Origin of the sequence: Sphingopyxis witflariensis, assembly GCF_002205635.1 — a bacterium.
Classification (GTDB): domain Bacteria; phylum Pseudomonadota; class Alphaproteobacteria; order Sphingomonadales; family Sphingomonadaceae; genus Sphingopyxis; species Sphingopyxis witflariensis.
In genome coordinates, this window is record NZ_NISJ01000008.1 from 103,779 (window position 1) to 121,871 (window position 18,093).

Sequence of the window (18,093 nt, forward strand, 5' to 3'; positions counted from 1 at the left end):
AGCCGAGCGACGCGGCAATCCAGAGCCTGCGTAAACCGCCCTGGATTGCTTCGCTTCGCTCGCAATGACGAAGAAAGGGCTTTAGGGGGATCGACAACGACCGAATCGCCCCCCGAAAGGAAGCTTGCGCCATGAAATTCTTCGCCGACACCGCCGAAATCGCCGACATTCAAGAGCTCGCCGCGACCGGCCTGCTCGACGGCGTCACCACCAACCCGTCGCTGATTGCCAAGTCGGGCCGCGATTTCAAGGAAGTGACCCGCGAAATCTGCGCGCTGACCAACGGCCCCGTGTCGGCCGAAGTCGTCGCGCTTGACCATGTAACGATGATGAAAGAGGCCGAAATCCTCCGCAAGATCGCCGACAATGTGTGCATCAAGGTGCCGCTGACGATCGACGGGCTCAAGACCTGCAAGGCGCTGACCAGCGACGGCACGATGGTCAATGTGACGCTCTGCTTCTCGGCCGCGCAGGCGCTGCTGGCCGCCAAGGCGGGCGCGAGCTTCGTTTCGCCCTTCGTTGGCCGTCACGACGACAATGGCTTCGACGGCATGCAGCTGATCGCCGACATCCGCCTGATCTACGACAATTACGACTATGACACCGAGATCCTCGTCGCGAGCGTCCGCCACGGCATCCATGTCCTCGAGGCCGCCAAGATCGGCGCCGACGTGATGACAGCCCCGCCGTCGGTGATCAAAGGCCTGTTCAAGCATATCCTGACCGAAAAGGGCATCGAAGGCTTCCTCGCCGATTGGGCGAAGACCGGCCAGTCGATCTGATCGAACACGCGTCTTTGCGAGGAGCGTAGCGACGCGGCAATCTCCAGCCATCAGCTTCGAACAAGGTCCATGGCTGGAGATTGCTTCGCTTCGCTCGCAATGACGAGAGTTTGATAGCCGCCACCCTTTCCAGTTGACGTAAACGTTAACTTCGGTCGATAGTTTTCCCTGACAGTCGGGATTCGCCTTGTCGCGATCCCGGCCAATGGGAGAGATTTGATGACCGACACCGCCGCACCCGCCGTCCTCACGGAGCGTCAGGGCCATATATTGATCGTCACGATCAACCGGCCCGAGGCGCGCAACGCGATCAACGCCGCGATCCATGTCGGCGTCGGAACCGCGCTCGAAGAGGCCGAAAACGACCCCGAAGTGCGCGTCGTCATCATCACCGGCGCGGGCGAAAAAAGCTTTTGCGCCGGCGCCGACCTCGTTGCGCTGTCGCGCGGCGAAATGCTCCAGCCCGCCGACAAAGCGCAGCAGGCATGGGGGTTCGCGGGCATGACCGCGCACCCGATTTCGAAACCGATCATCGCCGCAGTCAACGGCTTCGCCTTTGGCGGCGGCTGTGAAATCGCACTGATGAGCGACCTGGTCGTCGCCGCCGATCACGCGCAATTCGGCCTGCCCGAAGTCAAGGTCGGGCTGTTCGCAGCCGCCGGGGGCGCGTTCCGCATCGTCAAGCAATTGCCGCAAAAGATCGCGATGGAGCATCTGCTCACCGGCGATCCCTTCGATGCGCAGGCCGCATTGCGTTATGGCTTTGCCAACCGCGTCGTTCCCCTCGCCGACCTCCTGCCCACCGCGGTCGCGCTCGCCGAAAAGATCGCGGGCAACGCCCCGCTGTCGGTGCAAGCGTCGAAGCGCGTCGCGCTCCGCATCGCCGACGGCCAGATCGCCGGTGACGACGCGCATTGGGCCGACAACAGCCGCGAACGCAAAAAGCTAATGGCCAGCGAGGATGCGCGCGAAGGCCCCCTCGCCTTCGCCCAGAAGCGCAAGCCCGAGTGGAAGGCCCGCTGACCATGATCATGACCGATCCCGAACGCATTCCCGTCATCATCGGTGTCGGGCAGGTCAATGACCGGCCCGAAGACCCCGATCAGGGGCTCGACTCGCTCGGGCTGATGGTCGCGGCGCTGAAGGCGGCCGAGGCCGACGCCGGCGGCGGATTGCTGGCCGATCTCGACAGCCTCGCGATCGTCGACCAGATCAGCTTTCGCGACCTTGGCAATTTGTGCGAGCCCCTCGCTACCGCGATCGGCGCCACCCCGGCGGTCAATTATCAGTCGGCCGCGCCGCATGGCGACACCCCGGTGCGCCTGCTCAACGAGGCGGCGAACCGCATCGGCGCGGGCGAAATCAAACTCGCCGCAATCGTCGGCGGCGAGGCGCTGCGCACCGCCGCCGGCCGCGCCGCCAAGCGCGCACAGGGCGAGGACAAAAGCTATAATGCGGTGCGCGCGGTGTCGAACCGCCGCGAGCCCAATTATGCGCAAGCCCACGGCCTGTCGGCGCCGGTCGACGTCTATCCGCTCTATGAAAATGCGACCCGCGCCGCATGGGGACAGGACCTAGCCGAAGCGCAGTTTGAAAGCGCCGAAATCTGGTCGCGTTTCTCCGAAGTCGCCGCCGCAAACGACGGCGCGTGGATCCGCAAGCCCGCGAGCCCCGACGACATTCTGACCATCAACGAGCGAAACCGCCCGATCGCCTTTCCCTATTCAAAGCTGATGGTCGCCAACAGTTCGGTGAATCAGGGCGCGGGCTTCATCGTCACGAGCATCGCCGAAGCGTGGCGGCGCGGCATCCCCGAAGACCGACTGATCCATATCGGCATGGGCGCGGCGGCAAAGGAGCCCGCGAACATCCTCCACCGCGACCGCTACGACGGCAGCGTCAGCATGGAGACGAGCATCAACCGCACGCTCGACCTCAACGGCATGAGTGTCGCGGATTTCGACCATGTCGAACTTTACAGCTGCTTCCCTTGCGTCCCAAAAATGGCGCGGCGTACGCTCGGCTGGCCGTTCGACCGCCCCGCCACCGTGTTCGGCGGGCTGACCTTCGGCGGTGGCCCGATCGCCAATTATATGAGCCACGCGATCGTCTCGATGGTCGAAAAGCTGCGCAGCGAAGGCCGCTATGGCTTTCTCTTCGCCAATGGCGGATTCGCGACCGACAATCATTGCATCGTGCTGGGCAAACAGCGCATCGCCGCCGCAAACTTCCCGCAGGATTTCGACTATCAGGCCGAAGCCGACGCGGCGCGCGGCGCGGTGCCCGAACTGGTCAAGGATTATGCGGGCGCCGCGACGATCGAAAGCTACACCGTCTTTTACGGTCGCGACGGCAGCCCCAAGGCCGGAGTTGTCGTCGCTCGCACCCCCGAAGGCGCGCGGACGCTGGCGCATGTCGATGTGAGCGACGGCGCAATGCTGGCGTTTCTGACCGACGGGACGACGGAGCCGGTGGGTACGGCGGGTCAGATTGTGTCCCTGGGCGAAGAGCGCTTCGGCTGGCGGACGGCCTAAAGAACCCAATCTTTCCGTTCGTGTCGAGCGAAGTCGAGACACCCGCCGGGATAATGCAAGGCCGATGGGCATCTCGACTTCGCTCGATGCGAACGGGGTTTGGAGGTTGTCGCGCTATTCGATTTCGAACGACACCCCCTGTGCCAGCGGCAGCGCGTCCGAATAATTGATCGTGTTGGTCGCCCTCCGCATATAGGCGCGCCACGCATCCGATCCGCTTTCGCGCCCGCCGCCGGTTTCCTTCTCGCCGCCGAACGCCCCGCCGATTTCGGCGCCCGAGGTGCCAAGGTTAACATTGGCAATGCCGCAGTCGGAGCCGCTGGCGGCGAGGAAGCGCTCGGCTTCGGTCAAATCGCGGGTGAAGATCGCCGACGACAATCCCGCGCCGACCGCATTGTGCTGGCCGATCGCCGCATCAAGATCGTCATAGCGCATGACATAGAGGATCGGCGCGAAGGTCTCTTCGAGCACCGGCCCGGTCTGCGACGGCATTTCGACCAGCGCGGGCTTCACATAATAGCTCGCCCCCTCGCAGACCCGCTCGCCGCCGAAAACGACACCGCCGGCGGCACGGGCTGCGCTCAGCGCCGCCTCCATCGCCTCAAACGCCGCGCGGTCAATCAACGGCCCAACGAGCACCTCGCCCTCCAACGGATTGCCCACCGCAACGCTGGCATAAGCCGCCTTCAACCGCCCAACGAAGCCCTCGTAAATACTGTCGTGAACGAACAGGCGCCGCGTCGTCGTACAGCGCTGTCCCGCGGTCCCCATCGCGCCAAAGGCGATGCCACGTAAAGCCAGATCGAGGTCGGCCGACGGTGCGACGATCGCGCCATTGTTGCCGCCGAGTTCGAGGATCGCGCGGGCAAAGCGCGCCGCGATCCTCGGCGCCACCGCGCGGCCCATCCGCGTCGATCCGGTCGCCGACACCAGCGCAACGCGCGGGTCGTCGACCAGCGCCTCGCCCACCTCGCGTCCGCCGATCAACAGCTGCGCCAGCCCCTCAGGCGCATCGCCGAAGCGCGCCACCGCGCGATCGAAAATCGCCTGCACCGCCAGCGCAGTCAGCGGGGTCTTTTCCGAAGGCTTCCACACGACGCTATTGCCGCACACCAGCGCCAGCGCCGCATTCCACGCCCACACCGCGACCGGAAAGTTGAACGCCGAAATCACCCCGACGACGCCCAGCGGATGCCATTGCTCCATCATCCGGTGCCCCGGCCGTTCGGTCGCGATCGTCAGCCCGTATAATTGCCGCGAGAGGCCGACCGCGAAGTCGCAGATGTCGATCATCTCCTGCACTTCGCCTGCCCCTTCGGACGCGATCTTGCCCGCCTCGATCGTCACCAGCTGCGCGAGATCATCCTTCGCGGCGCGCAATTCCTCGCCCCACAAGCGCACCAACTCACCGCGCCGCGGCGGCGGCACATGGCGCCAGCTGCGAAACGCTGCGGTCGCACGCTCCAGTCGTTCGTCGATCACCGCCGCATCGGCAACGCGCACTCGCCCGACCTCTTCGCCGGTCAGCGGGGTCACCGACGGCATCGATCCGTCGGCCCAGAGCGCAGGGTCGACCCCCAGCCCGCCGAGCAGCCGTCCGATCTTCTGGCCCATTTCCCTCATTATTCGTCCCTCCGTCGGCAGTCCGGCCGCCCCTTGCCTCTTGCGACAATCGGCCTATCGCACCATGAGCGCATTGCAAAGCCAAGCGGGAGAGTCGTCAACGTGTCGTCCGAATTGCCCCCCTCCGAACCCCTGATCCCGGTCCCGGCCGATGCCGCCGCGAACACGCACTGCACCGCCGCTGACTATGACCGGCTCTATGCCCAGAGCATCGCCGATCCCGACGCCTTCTGGGCCGAACAGGCCAAGCGCATCGACTGGATCAAGGCGCCGACGAAGATCGCGGGCTGGTCCTTCGATCCCGTCGAGATCAAATGGTATGAGGATGGCGTCCTCAACCTTTGCCACAATGCGATCGACCGCCATGTTGCCGCCGGCCATGGGACACGCACCGCGATCATTTTCGAACCCGACGCCCCCGACGGCGAGACGCGTACGATCAGCTATTCCGCGCTGCTCGCCGACGTCATTCGCATGGCGAACACGCTGAAAAAGCTGGGCGTCCAAAAGGGCGACCGCGTCACCATCTATATGCCGATGATCCCCGAGGGCGCGGTGGCGATGCTCGCCTGCGCGCGCATCGGCGCGGTCCACAGCGTGATCTTCGGCGGCTTCTCGCCCGAGGCGATCCACGGCCGCATCGAGGATTGCGCGAGCGACTGGGTGATCTGCGCCGACGAAGGCCTGCGCGGCGGCAAGACGATTCCGCTGAAGGCCAATGTCGACAAGGCGCTCGAACGCATTGATGTGAAGGCCGTGCTCGTCGTCGCGCACACCGGCGGCGACATCGCAATGAAGGAAGGCCGCGACCATTGGTACGACGCGCTCTCATCCGAGGTCGGCGACACCTGCCCGTGCGAACCGATGAATGCCGAAGACCCGCTTTTCATCCTCTACACCTCGGGCTCGACCGGCAAGCCCAAGGGCGTGCTCCACACGGTGGGCGGCTACAGCGTCTGGACCGCCAGCACCTTCCATTATGGTTTCGACTATCGCCCCGGCGAGGTCTTCTGGTGCAGCGCCGACATCGGCTGGGTCACTGGCCATAGCTATGTCGTCTATGGCCCGCTGCAGAATGGCGCGACCAGCCTGATGTTCGAGGGCGTCCCCAACCATCCCGGGCACGACCGTTTCTGGCAGGTCGTCGACAAGCATCAGGTCAACATCCTCTACACCGCACCGACCGCGATCCGCGCGCTGATGCGCGAGGGCGACGATTATGTGACCCGCCATGACCTCAGCTCGATCCGCCTGCTCGGCAGCGTCGGCGAACCGATCAATCCCGAAGCGTGGCGCTGGTATCATCAGCTCGTCGGCAAGGGTCGCGTCCCCGTTGTCGACACATGGTGGCAGACCGAAACCGGGGGCATCATGATCACCACTCTCCCCGGCGCGCACCCGATGCAGCCGGGCAGTGCGGGGCGTCCCTTTTTCGGCATCCGCCCGCAGCTCGTCGATGCCGAGGGCGGCGTCCTCGCCGACGAACAGATCGGCGGCGCGACCGAGGGCAATCTCTGCATCACCCACAGCTGGCCGGGACAGGCCCGCACGCTTTACGGCGCCCATCAGCGCTTCGCCGAAACCTATTTCTCGACCTATAAGGGCAAATATTTCACCGGCGACGGCTGCCGCCGCGACAGCGACGGCTATTGGCGGATCACCGGCCGCGTCGACGATGTCATCAACGTTTCGGGCCACCGCATGGGCACCGCCGAGGTCGAAAGCGCGCTGGTGCTCCACGCGTCTGTAGCCGAGGCCGCGGTCGTCGGCTTCCCGCACGACATCAAGGGTCAGGGCATCTATGCCTATGTCACGCTCAATGCCGGGGTCGAGCCGACCGACGCGGTTGCCGCCGCACTCAAACAGCAGGTCCGCACCGAAATCGGCCCGATCGCAACCCCCGACCATATCCACCTGACACCGGCGCTCCCCAAGACGCGCTCGGGCAAGATCATGCGCCGGATTTTGCGCAAGATTGCCGAGAATGATTTCGGGTCGCTGGGCGATACATCGACGCTGGCCGATCCGAGCCTGGTCGACGGGCTGATCGAAGGGCGGAAGAACAGGTAATCTTACTATCGTCATCCCGGACTTGATCCGGGATCCATTCCGACGGCGCAGCTGTGGACCCCGGATCAAGTCCGGGGTGACGATGATAAATACGCTATCGCTGCGTCAGAAATGAAAGTCCGGCAATTCGGCCAGCGCCATCCCCAGCGCCTCGGCCCAGCCGTCGGCGACGCTTTCGAAATAGGGATCATTGCGCTCGAACCGCCGTTCGCGGACCGTCGTAAAATCGTCGCGCTCGTGAACGCGAAGGTCGATCGGCAAATCGACCCCGGCATTGGCGCGGATCGTCGAATCGAATGAGACACAGAGCAGCTTCACCGCATCCTCGAACGACATCGCGGGGTCATAGGACCGCACGATAATCGGCCGCCCATATTTCGTCTCGCCGATCTGGAAGAAGGGGTTATCTTCGCCCGCCTCGATGAAATTGCCTTCGGGATAGATGAGGAACAGCCGCGGTTCGGCGCCCTTGATCTGCCCGCCGACGATCAGTGAAGCGCGAAACAGCGATTCGGCGGCCGGCCCCTCGGGATTGTGGCGCATCACAATCTGGCGCAGCGTTTCGCCGATGACAGTCGCGACCGCGAACATCGACGGCGCCGCAAGGATCGACGGGTTACGCTCTTCGGGCGCCTTGGTGCGTTCGTCGAGCAGGCTCACCACTGCCTGCGTCGTCGCCAGATTCCCCGCTGACATCAAGGTGATGACACGCTCGCCCGGGACGTGCCAGCTGCGCATCTTGCGGACCTGCGAAATGTCGTCGACACCCGCATTGGTGCGGGTGTCCGACATGAACACCAGCCCCTTGTTCAAACGCATGCCGACGCAATAAGTCATGTTTTTCCGGTTTCCTGAGGTTGCCCCGGCCCGGCTTATTGCTGGACCTGCAACTGAACAACCAGATTTTCCTGCGCCGCACCATAGCGCATCCCGCGAACCGGGGCGGCATCGCGATAATCGAGCCCGGTGGCGACGCGGATATAGCGCTGGTCGGGTGAATGGCCGTTGCTGACGTCGAAGCCGATCCAGCCGATATGCTCGAAATGCGCCTCGGCCCACGCATGGGTCGCGTCCTGATGGGTACGATCGTTCATCATCAGATAGCCCGAAACATAGCGCGCCGGATGGCCAAGGTGGCGCATCGCGGCAATGAAGATATGCGCATGATCCTGACACACCCCGCCTTCGCCACCCAGCGCTTGCTCGGCGGTCGTCTCGGCATCGGTCATCCCGATCCGGTAGGCCAGCCGGTCGATGATCAGCGCCGACAGCGCGTGGGCGCGCTCGATCTCGCTTGCATAGTCACGCCCCAGCTGCGCGGTCAGCGCGCGCACCTGCCGCCCCGCGCGCGTCAGCGCAGTCGGCCGCAGGAAAGTCCACAGCGGCATCGCGCCGCGGTGCGGACCGATCACCCCGTCCCATGTTTCCAGCTCGACCTCGCCGTGACAGCGGATGACCAGCTCGCGCGCGCCGCCCGCGACGGCGATCAGGTCGACGCCATTGCCATGATGGTCGGTGTAGTGAAGCTGCTGCGCGCCGCCCTCGACGTCGATTGTCCAGTCGATCACGCGCTGCTGCCCCGGCCTGTCCTTGGGCATGAGCTTGAGCTGCTGCAACGCATAGCCGACGGGGGCGTCATATTGATAACTTGTGGTGTGTTCGACGCGCAGTCTCATGAGCGGACCCTATTCCACAAACCGGTAATCGCGCTCGATCTGCCGCGCTAGCGCGGCGGTAGCGCGAAGAAAGCCGGTGACATATTCGTGCAGCCCGCCGTCGAAGATCGACTGGATCGGCCCGGCGAGCCTTTCGCGGTTCAGCGCCGCTGCCATCCGCCCCGCCTCGGTCGGCTCGCCATAGCCCTCGGCCAGCTGTCCCAGATTATCCTCCATCCGCTCGCAGCAAAAGGCCAGGCTGCGCGGCATCTGGCGATAGAGGATCAGGAATTCGGCGATCTTCAGCGCGCTGATCTCGGCGCCGTAAAGCCAGCGATAGGCGCGGTGCGCCGACACAGACCGCAGGATCGTTTCCCACTGCACATTGTCGATCGTCGTGCCAATATGCGCAACAGAGGGCAGCAGCAGATAATATTTGACGTCGAGGATGCGCGCGGTGTTGTCGGCGCGTTCGAGCAGGGTGCCGAGCAACGAGAAATAATAGCCGTCGTTGCGCAGCATCGTCCCGTTGATCGCACCGCGCACCTGCGCGCTTTGCTGACGGATCGTCGTCAGCACGTCGGGCAGATCATCCTCGCGCACCGGCCGCTTGAGCAGCGCGACGAGCGTCATCCAGCTCGTATTGACAGCCTCCCACGTCTCGCGGGTCAGCGCGGTGCGCGCGGTGCGCGCATTGTCGCGCGCCTGCTTGACCACCGATATGATGCTCGACGGATTCGCGGGATCGCGCAGCAGGAAATCGATGACGCGCGCCGAACTATAGTCGCCATGCGTCGCCTGAAACGCCTGATTGACCCCTGCGGTGACCAGCACCGATTTCCACTCGGCGGGCGCGGTCGCCGACCGCGTGAGCGCGATGCGAAACCCCGCGTCGATCAGCCGCGCATTATTCTCGCTGCGTTCAAGGTAGCGCGCCATCCAGAAGAGCGAGCCTGCGGTTTTGCCTAGCATGGGGCACCGCCTCGCATGGTGAGTGCATTTCCTCCCCTCCCGCCAGCGGGAGGGGCAGTGAGACTTGGTTCGGCGCAGCCGGGCCTAGTCGCAACGGGGTGGGCATCACCGCAGCGTCCACGGCCCACCCCGCTGCGGCTAGGCAGCAAGCTGCCAAGCCTCGCTGCCCCTCCCGCTGGCGGGAGGGGACTGGAACTAGCACGCGACACAAGCACCGCCATCAATCCTCCAACACCCACGTATCCTTCGTCCCGCCACCCTGGCTCGAATTCACCACCAGCGACCCGCTGGTCATCGCAACGCGGGTCAATCCCCCCGGCGTAATCGTCACCCCCTGCGGCGACATCAGGACAAAGGGTCGCAAGTCGACATGGCGCGGCGCCAGCCCCTTTTTGGTGAAGATCGGCACGGTCGACAGCGACAGCGTCGGCTGCGCGATATAATTTCCGGGGTTAGCCTCCAGCTTGGCGCGGAACGCCGCAAGCTCCTTTCTGCTCGCCGCGGGACCGACGAGCATCCCGTAGCCGCCCGACCCGTGGACCTCCTTGACCACCAGTTCGGGCAGGCGATCGAGCACTTCGCGCAGATGATCGGGCTCCGAACAGCGCCACGTCGGCACATTGGGCAACAGCGCCTTTTCGCCGGTGTAGAATTCGATGATGTCGGGCATGTAACTGTACAGCGCCTTGTCGTCGGCGATGCCGGTGCCCGGCGCATTGGCGATGGTGATGCCGCCGGCGCGATACACGTCCCAGATACCTGGAACGCCGAGCATCGAATCGGGACGAAAATTCAGTGGGTCGAGATAATCATCGTCGACGCGCCGATAGAGGACGTCGATCGCCTTATACCCCTGCGTCGTCCGCATCGCGACGCGCCCGTCGACGACGCGCAAATCATGCCCTTCGACCAGTTCGGCGCCCATATGGTCGGCGAGGAAGCTATGCTCATAATAGGCGCTGTTGTGGATGCCCGGGGTCAGCACCGCGACCGTCGGGGTGCCCTGACATGCGGGCGGCGCGCAGGCGGCCAGCGATTTCAGCAGGTTGATTGGGTAGTCGCTAACCTCGCGCACCGGAATTTTCGCGAACAGCTCGGGAAACATCTGGAGCATCGTTTCACGATTTTCGAGCATGTAAGACACGCCCGACGGAGTGCGGGCATTGTCCTCCAGCACGTAAAATTCATCGGCGCCGGTGCGCACGATGTCGGTGCCGCTGATGTGAGTATAGATGCCTCCCGGCGGGTCGAGCCCCATCATCATCGGCAGAAAAGCCTCATTCCCCGCAATCAGCGAGGTCGGCACGCGGCCAGCGCGCAGGATTTCCTGACGGTGATAAATGTCGTGGAGGAACGCGTTGAGCGCGCGCACCCGCTGTTCGATCCCGCGCGACAGGCGGCGCCATTCGCTGGCCGAAATGATGCGCGGCACGACGTCAAAGGGGATCAGCCGCTCGTCGGCGTCCGCCTGACCATAAACGTTGAAAGTAATCCCCGTGGTGCGGAAAAAGGCTTCGGCCTGCTGGGTCTTGCGCTGGATGCGCGCCGCATCCTCAGCCTCGAACCACCCGCAATAATCTCGATAGGGCGACCGGGTTCCACCCTCCTGGCTCATCATCTCATCGAAAAAAACGGAAATGCGCCAGCCCTTTCCACGCAACATGCCATCATCCGGCCGCGCGCGGCGCGACCCCTTATGTTCCAGCTGCTGCGTCACTTGGCCGCTACGTGGCCACCAAGCTTATGGGAAGGGATGCTAATCGCGCCTGCGTGCCTTGGCAAGCGGCGTCATAGGGTCATTTGATACGACAACAGGATCGCCTGCCGCCACCTTTCGTTCGTCATGCCGGACTTGATCCGGCATCCATTCCAGCGGCGAGGAATGGACCCCGGGTCAGGCCCGGGGTGACGAAGATAAAGAGGAGTCGTCGCGTCAAATCACCCCGTGGCAATGCTTATATTTGCGGCCCGAACCGCACGGGCACGGCGCATTGCGGCTGAGTTCGAGGTCCGCATAGGGATTTTCACCCTGCGGCATATCGGGGCGCGGGATCTGCATCGGCGGCAGCGTGTTGGCGATCACCCCGATCGATCCATCATCGATGTCGGCGCTGTTGTCGTCGCCGGTGAAGGGATCGATATGCGTGGTCAGAAAGTCCGGCAGCTCGGGAAGCGGCATCGGTTCGGGTTCGTCCATGCGCAGCTCGAGCCGGGCGATGGTCCGCGTCACATCCTCGCGAATGTTCGACAACATGCGTTCGAACAGCGCAAAGGCTTCCTGCTTATATTCGTTGATCGGCTGTTTCTGTGCATAGGCGCGCAGGAAGACCACCTGACGCAGCGCATCGAGGGTCGAAAGATGCTCTTTCCAGTGATGGTCGAGCGTCTGAAGCAGCACCGATTTCTCGATACCCTTCCATGTCTCCTCGTCGACCTGCGCCGCCTTTTCGGCGGCGACGGCATCGGCCTGTTCCTGGATGCGCAGCTCGAACATTTCGGGGTCGACGGCGTCTTCCTCCATCCAGGCGTCGATCGGCAGGTCGAGGTCGAGGATATGCTGCGTCCGCTCCTTCATCTGCTCGATATTCCACTGCTCGGGATAGCTGCCCGCCGGGCACGCGTCGGCGACGATCGCATTGACCGTTTCGGCGCGCATCGCGATCATCACCTCGTCGACGGTTTCGCTGTCGATGATCTCGCCGCGCTGTTCGTAAATGACCTTGCGCTGGTCATTCATGACATTGTCATATTCGACGACCTGCTTGCGAATGTCATAGTTGCGCGCTTCGACCTTCTTCTGCGCGGTCTCGATCGCCTTCGACAGCCACTTCGATCCGATCGCTTCGCCATCCTCCAGATTCTTGTTCATCATCTTGGAGAAGAGCGTGTCGGGACCGAAAATGCGCAGCAGATCATCGTCGAGGCAGAGGTAGAATTTGCTGAGGCCCGGGTCACCCTGACGACCCGAACGGCCGCGCAGCTGGTTGTCGATACGGCGGCTTTCGTGGCGCTCGGTCGCCAGCACGAACAGCCCGCCCGCTGCGACCACCGCTTCGCGTTCGGCGGCGACCTCGGCGTGGATACGCGCAATGCCGGCCTCGCGCTCGGGGCCTTCGGGCACATCCTTCAGTTCGTCGTCGATGCGAAACTCTTCATTGCCACCGAGTTTGATGTCGGTGCCACGGCCCGCCATGTTGGTCGCGATGGTGACCGCGCCGGTGCGCCCCGCCTGCGCGACGATATGCGCCTCGCTCTCATGGAAGCGCGCGTTGAGGACGCTGTGCGCGACGCCTTCCTTTTCGAAGAAGGTGGACAAAAGCTCGGACTTTTCGATCGACACGGTGCCGACCAGCACCGGCTGGCCGCGGTCCTGCGCCTCGCGGACCGTGCGCGCAATCGCGCCGAACTTGTCGGTGATATTCTTGTAGAATTCATCCTCGTCATCCTGCCGCGCGATCGGCCGGTTAGTCGGGATGGTGACGCAGTTCATCTTGTAGATGTCGAAGAATTCGGCCGCCTCGGTCGATGCGGTGCCGGTCATGCCCGAAAGCTTCGGATACATGCGGAAGTAATTCTGGAAGGTGATCGATGCGAGGGTCTGGTTCTCGGGCTCGATATGCACGCCCTCCTTCGCCTCGACCGCCTGATGCAGGCCGTCAGACCAGCGGCGCCCGTCCATCATGCGGCCGGTGAATTCGTCGATGATGACGACCTTGTCGTCCTTGACGATATAGTCGGTGTCGATGCGGAACATCACGATCGCCTTCAGCGCCTGATTGACGTGATGGACGATCTGGGTGTTTTCGATGTCGTAGAGATTATTGCCCTGAAGCAGGCCGGCGTCCTCGAGCAGGCGTTCGACATGCTCGGTACCGTCTTCGGTCAGGTTGATCGATTTGGACTTTTCGTCCTTCTCATAATCATCCTCGCCGAGCTTCAGCACCACCTCGTTGACGCGGATATACAGCTCCGACTTGTCGTCGGTGGGGCCAGAGATGATCAACGGCGTACGCGCTTCGTCGATCAGGATCGAATCGACCTCATCGACGATGCCGAAGTTGAATTCGCGGTGGACCATCTGCTGGCGGTCGAACTTCATATTGTCGCGCAGATAATCGAAACCCAGCTCGTTGTTCGTCGCATAGGTGATGTCGGCGTTATAGGCGTCGCGGCGCTGCATTTCGTTGAGGTTCGGGACGATGATCCCAGTCGACAGGCCCAGGAAGCCATAGACCGCGCTCATCCACTCGGCGTCGCGGCGGGCGAGATAATCGTTGACCGTCACGACATGGACGCCCTTGCCCTCGATCGCGTTGAGATAGGCGGGCAGCGTCGCCATCAGCGTCTTGCCTTCGCCCGTCGCCATTTCGGAAATCTCGCCGCGATGGAGGACGATACCGCCGATCATCTGGACGTCGAAATGGCGCATCTTCAACGTGCGCTTTGCCGCCTCGCGCACCGTCGCAAAGGCTTCCGGCAGAATATCGTCGAGCGTCTCGCCGCCTGCCAGCCGGTCGCGGAACAACTGGGTCTGTCCGCGCAGCGCGTCGTCGTCGAGCGCTTCCAGCGCGGGTTCGAAGCTATTGATCTTCTCAACGATCTTGCGGATCGAGGCGACATAACGGTCGTTGGACGAACCGAAAAGGCTCTTGGCGAGGCCAGCAAACATAGAAATTTCCTTGGATATTTATACGGTTATCGCGGCCGGACGGCCGTCAGAATATGGATCAGGGCCCCACATGTCGGGGCGGCGTCCGCACGCGGACGCGGGACGGCGCGGCTATTCGAGCGCGCGGTCGCTGCCGGTGAGAAATCCGGGAAGATGCGGCGCGGCGGCTTTGCGCGTCTTGCGGCCGGAGCCGCTGGACGTGCGCCGCGTCGGGGTGGTTGCGGCCGGGCGACGTTCGCTGTCGCCGATCTCCGCCTGCGCGCCCGTCTCGGCGAGCAGGACAAGCGCCCCCATCGCCGCCGGGACGGCAGGCGCGGCAACGGCCCGGTCGGCGGTCGCCAAGCCGGTCAGCAATGCCAAAAGGGTCAGCAACAACCGCAAGAAAAGCCCCTCATTACGTCGAACGCACCAGTTATAGCGCGCTCTACGCTGAACATAGGGTGAAAGCCCCGCAACGTCTAGCATTCACGACATCATTTCGGCGGCGTGTCTTCCGCACCGATATCCTCGACGATGACATCCATCGTCATACGATAGCGTCTGGCCACCGGCTTTCCATCCCGATCATGCGGCGGCGGATAGGGCGCAGCCGCCCGGATTTCCACACAGGGATCGCCGACGTCCGATTGATCCGCCCCCTCGCCGACAAGCCCGTGAATACGTACGTCGCAGCGCGCGACGGCCCCCGTGGCATCGACAAGATAGTCGAGCGCCATATTGCCCGATTCGGCAAAGGGAAAGGGCTCGCCCATATCCGGTCCGGTTTCGGGAAGCGACCAGCGCACGCGATTGCTGTAAGTGCCTCCCAAGGCTCTGCCCGCAGCATCCCTGCCCGGTTCGAACCGCGCGCGGATCATCACCAGTTCGCAGGTCCTGGCGTCGAGGACGGCATGACCGCTGCTGGAAATAATATCGCATTTCTGCGGCACGCCGCTCGCATCATAGGTCAGGCGGAAACCCGTCGCCCCCTCACGCCGCTCGCGCATGGCGATCGCCGGATAGTCACCAGTGGTTACCCATGTCCCGGGATTGCTGGCGGGCCTGCCTTGAACAGCAAGGCTGGCTGTTGAGGGTGGCGCAGGAGGTGCCACAACGGAGGGCGCAGCGAGCCCGGCCACAAACAGAAACGAAAATCCTCCAAACAGCATTGCCCGCTTCTCCCCCATTTCAGCCCGTATCGCTTGCGCCTGACAGTCCCACGAAAGCTTGCCAAGCCCCAATTGCCGCTTGACGCGCGACACGGCTTCGCACCATCTATTGACAAGAATGTAAAGAGGGAGAGTGCAATGGCGCGGAAGGCGATTTTCATCACGGGCGGCGGATCGGGGATCGGCCGCGCGGTCGCGCGCCACTTTGCGGGTCAGGGCTGGTTCGTCGGCATCGCCGACGTCAATGTGCAGGGAATCGACGAAACCGCGGCACTGCTGCCCGACGGCGCGTCGTCGCGTCACGTCATGGATGTGCGCGACCGCGACCAGTGGAACGCCGCGCTCGACGCCTTTGCCTCGGCCAGCGGCGGGCGGCTCGATGTTCTGTTCAACAATGCCGGCATCGGATCGGGCGGCCAATATCTGGACATGGACCCCGCCGAGGCAGACCGGCTGATCGCGATCAATTTCGGCGGCGTCGTCAACGGCGTCTATTGCGCGATGCCTCTGCTGCGCGCGACGCCGGGGTCGACGATCCTCAACACCGGATCGGCATCGGGCTTTTATGGCGTCGCAGGCCTTGCCGTCTACTCAGCGACCAAATTCGCGGTGCGCGGGCTGACCGAGGCGCTGGAGATCGAATTTGCGAAAGAGGGCATCAAGGTCCGTTCGCTGATGCCGGGCTTCATCGACACACCGCTGCTCGATCAGGTCAGCGCCGACAGCAACGAACCGGCGCGCGAGCGTCTGTCGGCCGGCGGCTTCGAAATCGCCCCGGTCGAACGCGTCGCCGAGGCGGCGTGGGAGGCGGTGCATGGTGACCGGGTCCATACGCCGGTGGGCAAGATGGCCAAACGCATGGCGCGCATCGCGCGCTGGTTCCCCGGACTAATCATGCGCCAGGCGAAGAAGATCGATCGGCTGGGCGCGGTTTCGGGGCACTAGCCTCTCAGGCGCGAAATACCCCATTTCCGTTCGCGTCGAGCGAAGTCGAGACGCCCATCGTCTGCGCAAGGCCTCACGGCATCTCGACTTCGCTCGATGCGAACGGGAAAGTAAAAGTTCCGCTTACTTCCCAGTCCCGCACATCACCGTGCCGCTGCCAATATTGCGAACCGTGCACACCGGCTTGCCGAGCACTACCGTTTTTCCGACTCCGCGCGCCGTGATCGCGGCGGTCTTGACCGCGCGCAGCATATGCTCGCCCGCGCCCTCGCTGTCGCTGGTCAGCGCATCGACCGCCAGAGCGGCGGCATCGACCCTGCCCGCGCCCGACAGGTTCATCTGCGCCTGCTTGACCTTGCCGCCCAGCGTCATCGCACCATTGCCGACCATCGCGACCGACAGCCGGTCGCTGCTTATCGTGCCAACCGACACCCGCCCCGGGCCGCGCAGTCCGATCGCAACGCGCGTTCCCTTCAACCGGTCGATCTGCAACGATCCCGCGCCGGCCAGCATCGCCGAACGCAGATTGGCGGCGTTGATACGGATCGTCACCGCGCCGCGCGGCGTCCGGCGCTTTTCATCGCCGGCGAATTTGCGTTCGCTGATCACCAGCCTGCCGTCGCGCGCTTCGATGCTGATCCGATCAAGCGCGTCCTGCGGTCCGGTCGCGACGGCACTCACTGGTGCGCGTGTCGTCACTTCGACCGCGACATCGGCCATAACCTCGATCGCTTCGAAGCTGGTCAGTCCATAGCGTTTTTCCGCTGCCGTCGCGGGGCTGGAAACAAGCAGTGTCGCGGCCGCGATCGCGGCCCATCGCAGGTCATGGGTCATGACGCCGCTCTAGCCGCTTCGCCGCGGCGGCGCCATGCAATCGTCATTTGCAGGTCGCGGTGCCCGAACCCACCTGCTTGGTCGTGCAGGTCGCGCCGCCGCCGATCTTCGCATCGCCCGATCCCAGGATGCGGACATCGGCCGTGCCCGTCGCCTGTGCCTCGACATTACCCGACCCGGTGATGGAAACAGCAAGATTCGTGGCGACCAGACCCTCGGCATCGACATCACCCGCGCCGGTCACGCTGACATCACCCGCCCCGATCGTTCCGCCAGCGATTTCGACATCGCCCGCCCCCGACAGGGTGATTTCGGCGCGCTTGCCGCTGAGCTTCGCGATCTTCAGGTCGCCTGACCCGGTCAGTTCGGCCTCGACCGCGTCGCCTTCAATGCGGTCGGCGTCGATCGACCCCGATCCGGTCAGCCGCACCGCACTCAACCGTGGCATGGTGATGGCGATATCCAGATCATTCTCGTCGCGGCTGCCTAATTGGAAGCCCTCGCGCTTGCGTCCGATCGTCAGGCGCGTCCCGTCGAGCTTGATCTCCAGCCGGTCGAGCGTCTCCTTGCGACCGCGCGCGGTAATCGAAAAGGCGTCGCCTTGGCGAATGGTGACATCGTCGGGCCCGGAAACCTCAACGCCGGTGAAGCCGGCCAGCGCATAGGATTGGCTGACGATCGGTCCGACTTGAGCGGGCGGCCCCGCTTCATTCTGCTCACCTTGCTTCTGATCGCCCGGTGCCGTGCCGCCGCAACCCGTCACAAGCGCCAGCGGCAAAATCGCCATCATCCAGTTCCGCATCGCAAATCTCCTTTGTGTATTGTAAACATAACACACGATGATCGAGGCTGTCCAGCAGC

15 protein-coding genes are annotated in these 18,093 nt (G+C 63.8%); 5 read left to right on the plus strand and 10 right to left on the minus strand.

Annotated features, from left to right (window positions below; translation table 11 throughout):
- Nucleotides 1-131: 131 nt before the first annotated feature.
- From fsa to CDQ91_RS14655, 3 genes are all read left to right on the plus strand, one after another.
- Entirely contained in the window at nucleotides 132-782 is a 651-nt protein-coding gene (gene fsa, locus CDQ91_RS14645; RefSeq protein ID WP_088473471.1) for a fructose-6-phosphate aldolase, read from the plus strand.
- Nucleotides 783-1,001: 219 nt separating this feature from the next.
- Complete coding sequence (locus tag CDQ91_RS14650; RefSeq protein ID WP_088473472.1) at nucleotides 1,002-1,805, plus strand: enoyl-CoA hydratase-related protein; 804 nt, start codon at nucleotides 1,002-1,004, stop codon at nucleotides 1,803-1,805.
- A gap of 8 nt (nucleotides 1,806-1,813) precedes the next feature.
- Nucleotides 1,814-3,316, plus strand: a complete 1,503-nt coding sequence (locus tag CDQ91_RS14655) for an acetyl-CoA acetyltransferase (RefSeq protein ID WP_088473552.1) — start codon at nucleotides 1,814-1,816, stop codon at nucleotides 3,314-3,316.
- 114 nt (nucleotides 3,317-3,430) lie between these two features.
- Here CDQ91_RS14655 and amaB read toward each other — a convergent pair whose 3' ends face one another.
- Nucleotides 3,431-4,930 (minus strand): L-piperidine-6-carboxylate dehydrogenase, encoded by a 1,500-nt coding sequence (gene amaB, locus CDQ91_RS14660; RefSeq protein ID WP_201791906.1) that lies wholly within the window; start codon nucleotides 4,928-4,930, stop codon nucleotides 3,431-3,433.
- Nucleotides 4,931-5,071: 141 nt separating this feature from the next.
- Between amaB and acs the strand changes: the two genes are divergently transcribed.
- Nucleotides 5,072-7,009, plus strand: coding sequence for an acetate--CoA ligase (acs, locus tag CDQ91_RS14665; protein WP_164499263.1), 1,938 nt, complete (start codon nucleotides 5,072-5,074; stop codon nucleotides 7,007-7,009).
- Between the two features lie 105 nt (nucleotides 7,010-7,114).
- Here the strand turns inward: acs and CDQ91_RS14670 are convergent, their stop codons facing one another.
- From CDQ91_RS14670 to CDQ91_RS14700, 7 genes are all read right to left on the minus strand, one after another.
- Nucleotides 7,115-7,846, minus strand: coding sequence for a proteasome-type protease (locus tag CDQ91_RS14670; protein ID WP_088473474.1), 732 nt, complete (start codon nucleotides 7,844-7,846; stop codon nucleotides 7,115-7,117).
- A 35-nt stretch (nucleotides 7,847-7,881) separates the two neighbouring features.
- Nucleotides 7,882-8,685 carry a transglutaminase family protein gene (locus CDQ91_RS14675; protein ID WP_088473475.1) on the minus strand — a complete coding sequence of 268 codons (804 nt, stop codon included), beginning with the start codon at nucleotides 8,683-8,685 and terminating at the stop codon, nucleotides 7,882-7,884.
- Nucleotides 8,686-8,694: 9 nt separating this feature from the next.
- Nucleotides 8,695-9,636 carry an alpha-E domain-containing protein gene (locus tag CDQ91_RS14680; protein ID WP_088473476.1) on the minus strand — a complete coding sequence of 314 codons (942 nt, stop codon included), beginning with the start codon at nucleotides 9,634-9,636 and terminating at the stop codon, nucleotides 8,695-8,697.
- A 220-nt stretch (nucleotides 9,637-9,856) separates the two neighbouring features.
- Nucleotides 9,857-11,299 (minus strand): circularly permuted type 2 ATP-grasp protein, encoded by a 1,443-nt coding sequence (locus CDQ91_RS14685; RefSeq protein WP_088473554.1) that lies wholly within the window; start codon nucleotides 11,297-11,299, stop codon nucleotides 9,857-9,859.
- A gap of 270 nt (nucleotides 11,300-11,569) precedes the next feature.
- On the minus strand, nucleotides 11,570-14,305 hold the full coding sequence (secA, locus tag CDQ91_RS14690) for a preprotein translocase subunit SecA (protein ID WP_088473477.1): 2,736 nt from the start codon (nucleotides 14,303-14,305) through the stop codon (nucleotides 11,570-11,572).
- Nucleotides 14,306-14,416: 111 nt separating this feature from the next.
- The gene (locus tag CDQ91_RS14695; RefSeq protein WP_088473478.1) at nucleotides 14,417-14,686 is read right to left on the minus strand and encodes a hypothetical protein; all 270 of its coding nucleotides are present in this window, start codon (nucleotides 14,684-14,686) and stop codon (nucleotides 14,417-14,419) included.
- A gap of 92 nt (nucleotides 14,687-14,778) precedes the next feature.
- On the minus strand, nucleotides 14,779-15,471 hold the full coding sequence (locus CDQ91_RS14700) for an energy transducer TonB (RefSeq protein WP_088473479.1): 693 nt from the start codon (nucleotides 15,469-15,471) through the stop codon (nucleotides 14,779-14,781).
- A gap of 120 nt (nucleotides 15,472-15,591) precedes the next feature.
- Here CDQ91_RS14700 and CDQ91_RS14705 point away from each other — a divergent pair, with 120 nt between their 5' ends.
- Nucleotides 15,592-16,398 carry an SDR family oxidoreductase gene (locus tag CDQ91_RS14705; protein WP_088473480.1) on the plus strand — a complete coding sequence of 269 codons (807 nt, stop codon included), beginning with the start codon at nucleotides 15,592-15,594 and terminating at the stop codon, nucleotides 16,396-16,398.
- Nucleotides 16,399-16,521: 123 nt separating this feature from the next.
- Here the strand turns inward: CDQ91_RS14705 and CDQ91_RS14710 are convergent, their stop codons facing one another.
- Both CDQ91_RS14710 and CDQ91_RS14715 read right to left on the minus strand, forming a co-directional pair.
- On the minus strand, nucleotides 16,522-17,232 hold the full coding sequence (locus CDQ91_RS14710) for a head GIN domain-containing protein (protein ID WP_088473481.1): 711 nt from the start codon (nucleotides 17,230-17,232) through the stop codon (nucleotides 16,522-16,524).
- Between the two features lie 43 nt (nucleotides 17,233-17,275).
- Nucleotides 17,276-18,034, minus strand: a complete 759-nt coding sequence (locus CDQ91_RS14715) for a head GIN domain-containing protein (RefSeq protein WP_088473482.1) — start codon at nucleotides 18,032-18,034, stop codon at nucleotides 17,276-17,278.
- Nucleotides 18,035-18,093: the final 59 nt, after the last annotated feature.

Bases quoted from the DNA above. Each gene is read 5' to 3' on its own strand.
- fsa (WP_088473471.1), top strand. From the start codon at position 132: ATGAAATTCTTCGCCGACACCGCCGAAATCGCCGACATTCAAGAGCTC.
- CDQ91_RS14650 (WP_088473472.1), top strand. From the start codon at position 1,002: ATGACCGACACCGCCGCACCCGCCGTCCTCACGGAGCGTCAGGGCCAT.
- CDQ91_RS14655 (WP_088473552.1), top strand. From the start codon at position 1,814: ATGACCGATCCCGAACGCATTCCCGTCATCATCGGTGTCGGGCAGGTC.
- amaB (WP_201791906.1), bottom strand. From the start codon at position 4,930: ATGGGCCAGAAGATCGGACGGCTGCTCGGCGGGCTGGGGGTCGACCCT.
- CDQ91_RS14670 (WP_088473474.1), bottom strand. From the start codon at position 7,846: ATGACTTATTGCGTCGGCATGCGTTTGAACAAGGGGCTGGTGTTCATG.
- CDQ91_RS14675 (WP_088473475.1), bottom strand. From the start codon at position 8,685: ATGAGACTGCGCGTCGAACACACCACAAGTTATCAATATGACGCCCCC.
- CDQ91_RS14680 (WP_088473476.1), bottom strand. From the start codon at position 9,636: ATGCTAGGCAAAACCGCAGGCTCGCTCTTCTGGATGGCGCGCTACCTT.
- CDQ91_RS14685 (WP_088473554.1), bottom strand. From the start codon at position 11,299: ATGTTGCGTGGAAAGGGCTGGCGCATTTCCGTTTTTTTCGATGAGATG.
- secA (WP_088473477.1), bottom strand. From the start codon at position 14,305: ATGTTTGCTGGCCTCGCCAAGAGCCTTTTCGGTTCGTCCAACGACCGT.
- CDQ91_RS14700 (WP_088473479.1), bottom strand. From the start codon at position 15,471: ATGGGGGAGAAGCGGGCAATGCTGTTTGGAGGATTTTCGTTTCTGTTT.
- CDQ91_RS14705 (WP_088473480.1), top strand. From the start codon at position 15,592: ATGGCGCGGAAGGCGATTTTCATCACGGGCGGCGGATCGGGGATCGGC.
- CDQ91_RS14710 (WP_088473481.1), bottom strand. From the start codon at position 17,232: ATGACCCATGACCTGCGATGGGCCGCGATCGCGGCCGCGACACTGCTT.
- CDQ91_RS14715 (WP_088473482.1), bottom strand. From the start codon at position 18,034: ATGCGGAACTGGATGATGGCGATTTTGCCGCTGGCGCTTGTGACGGGT.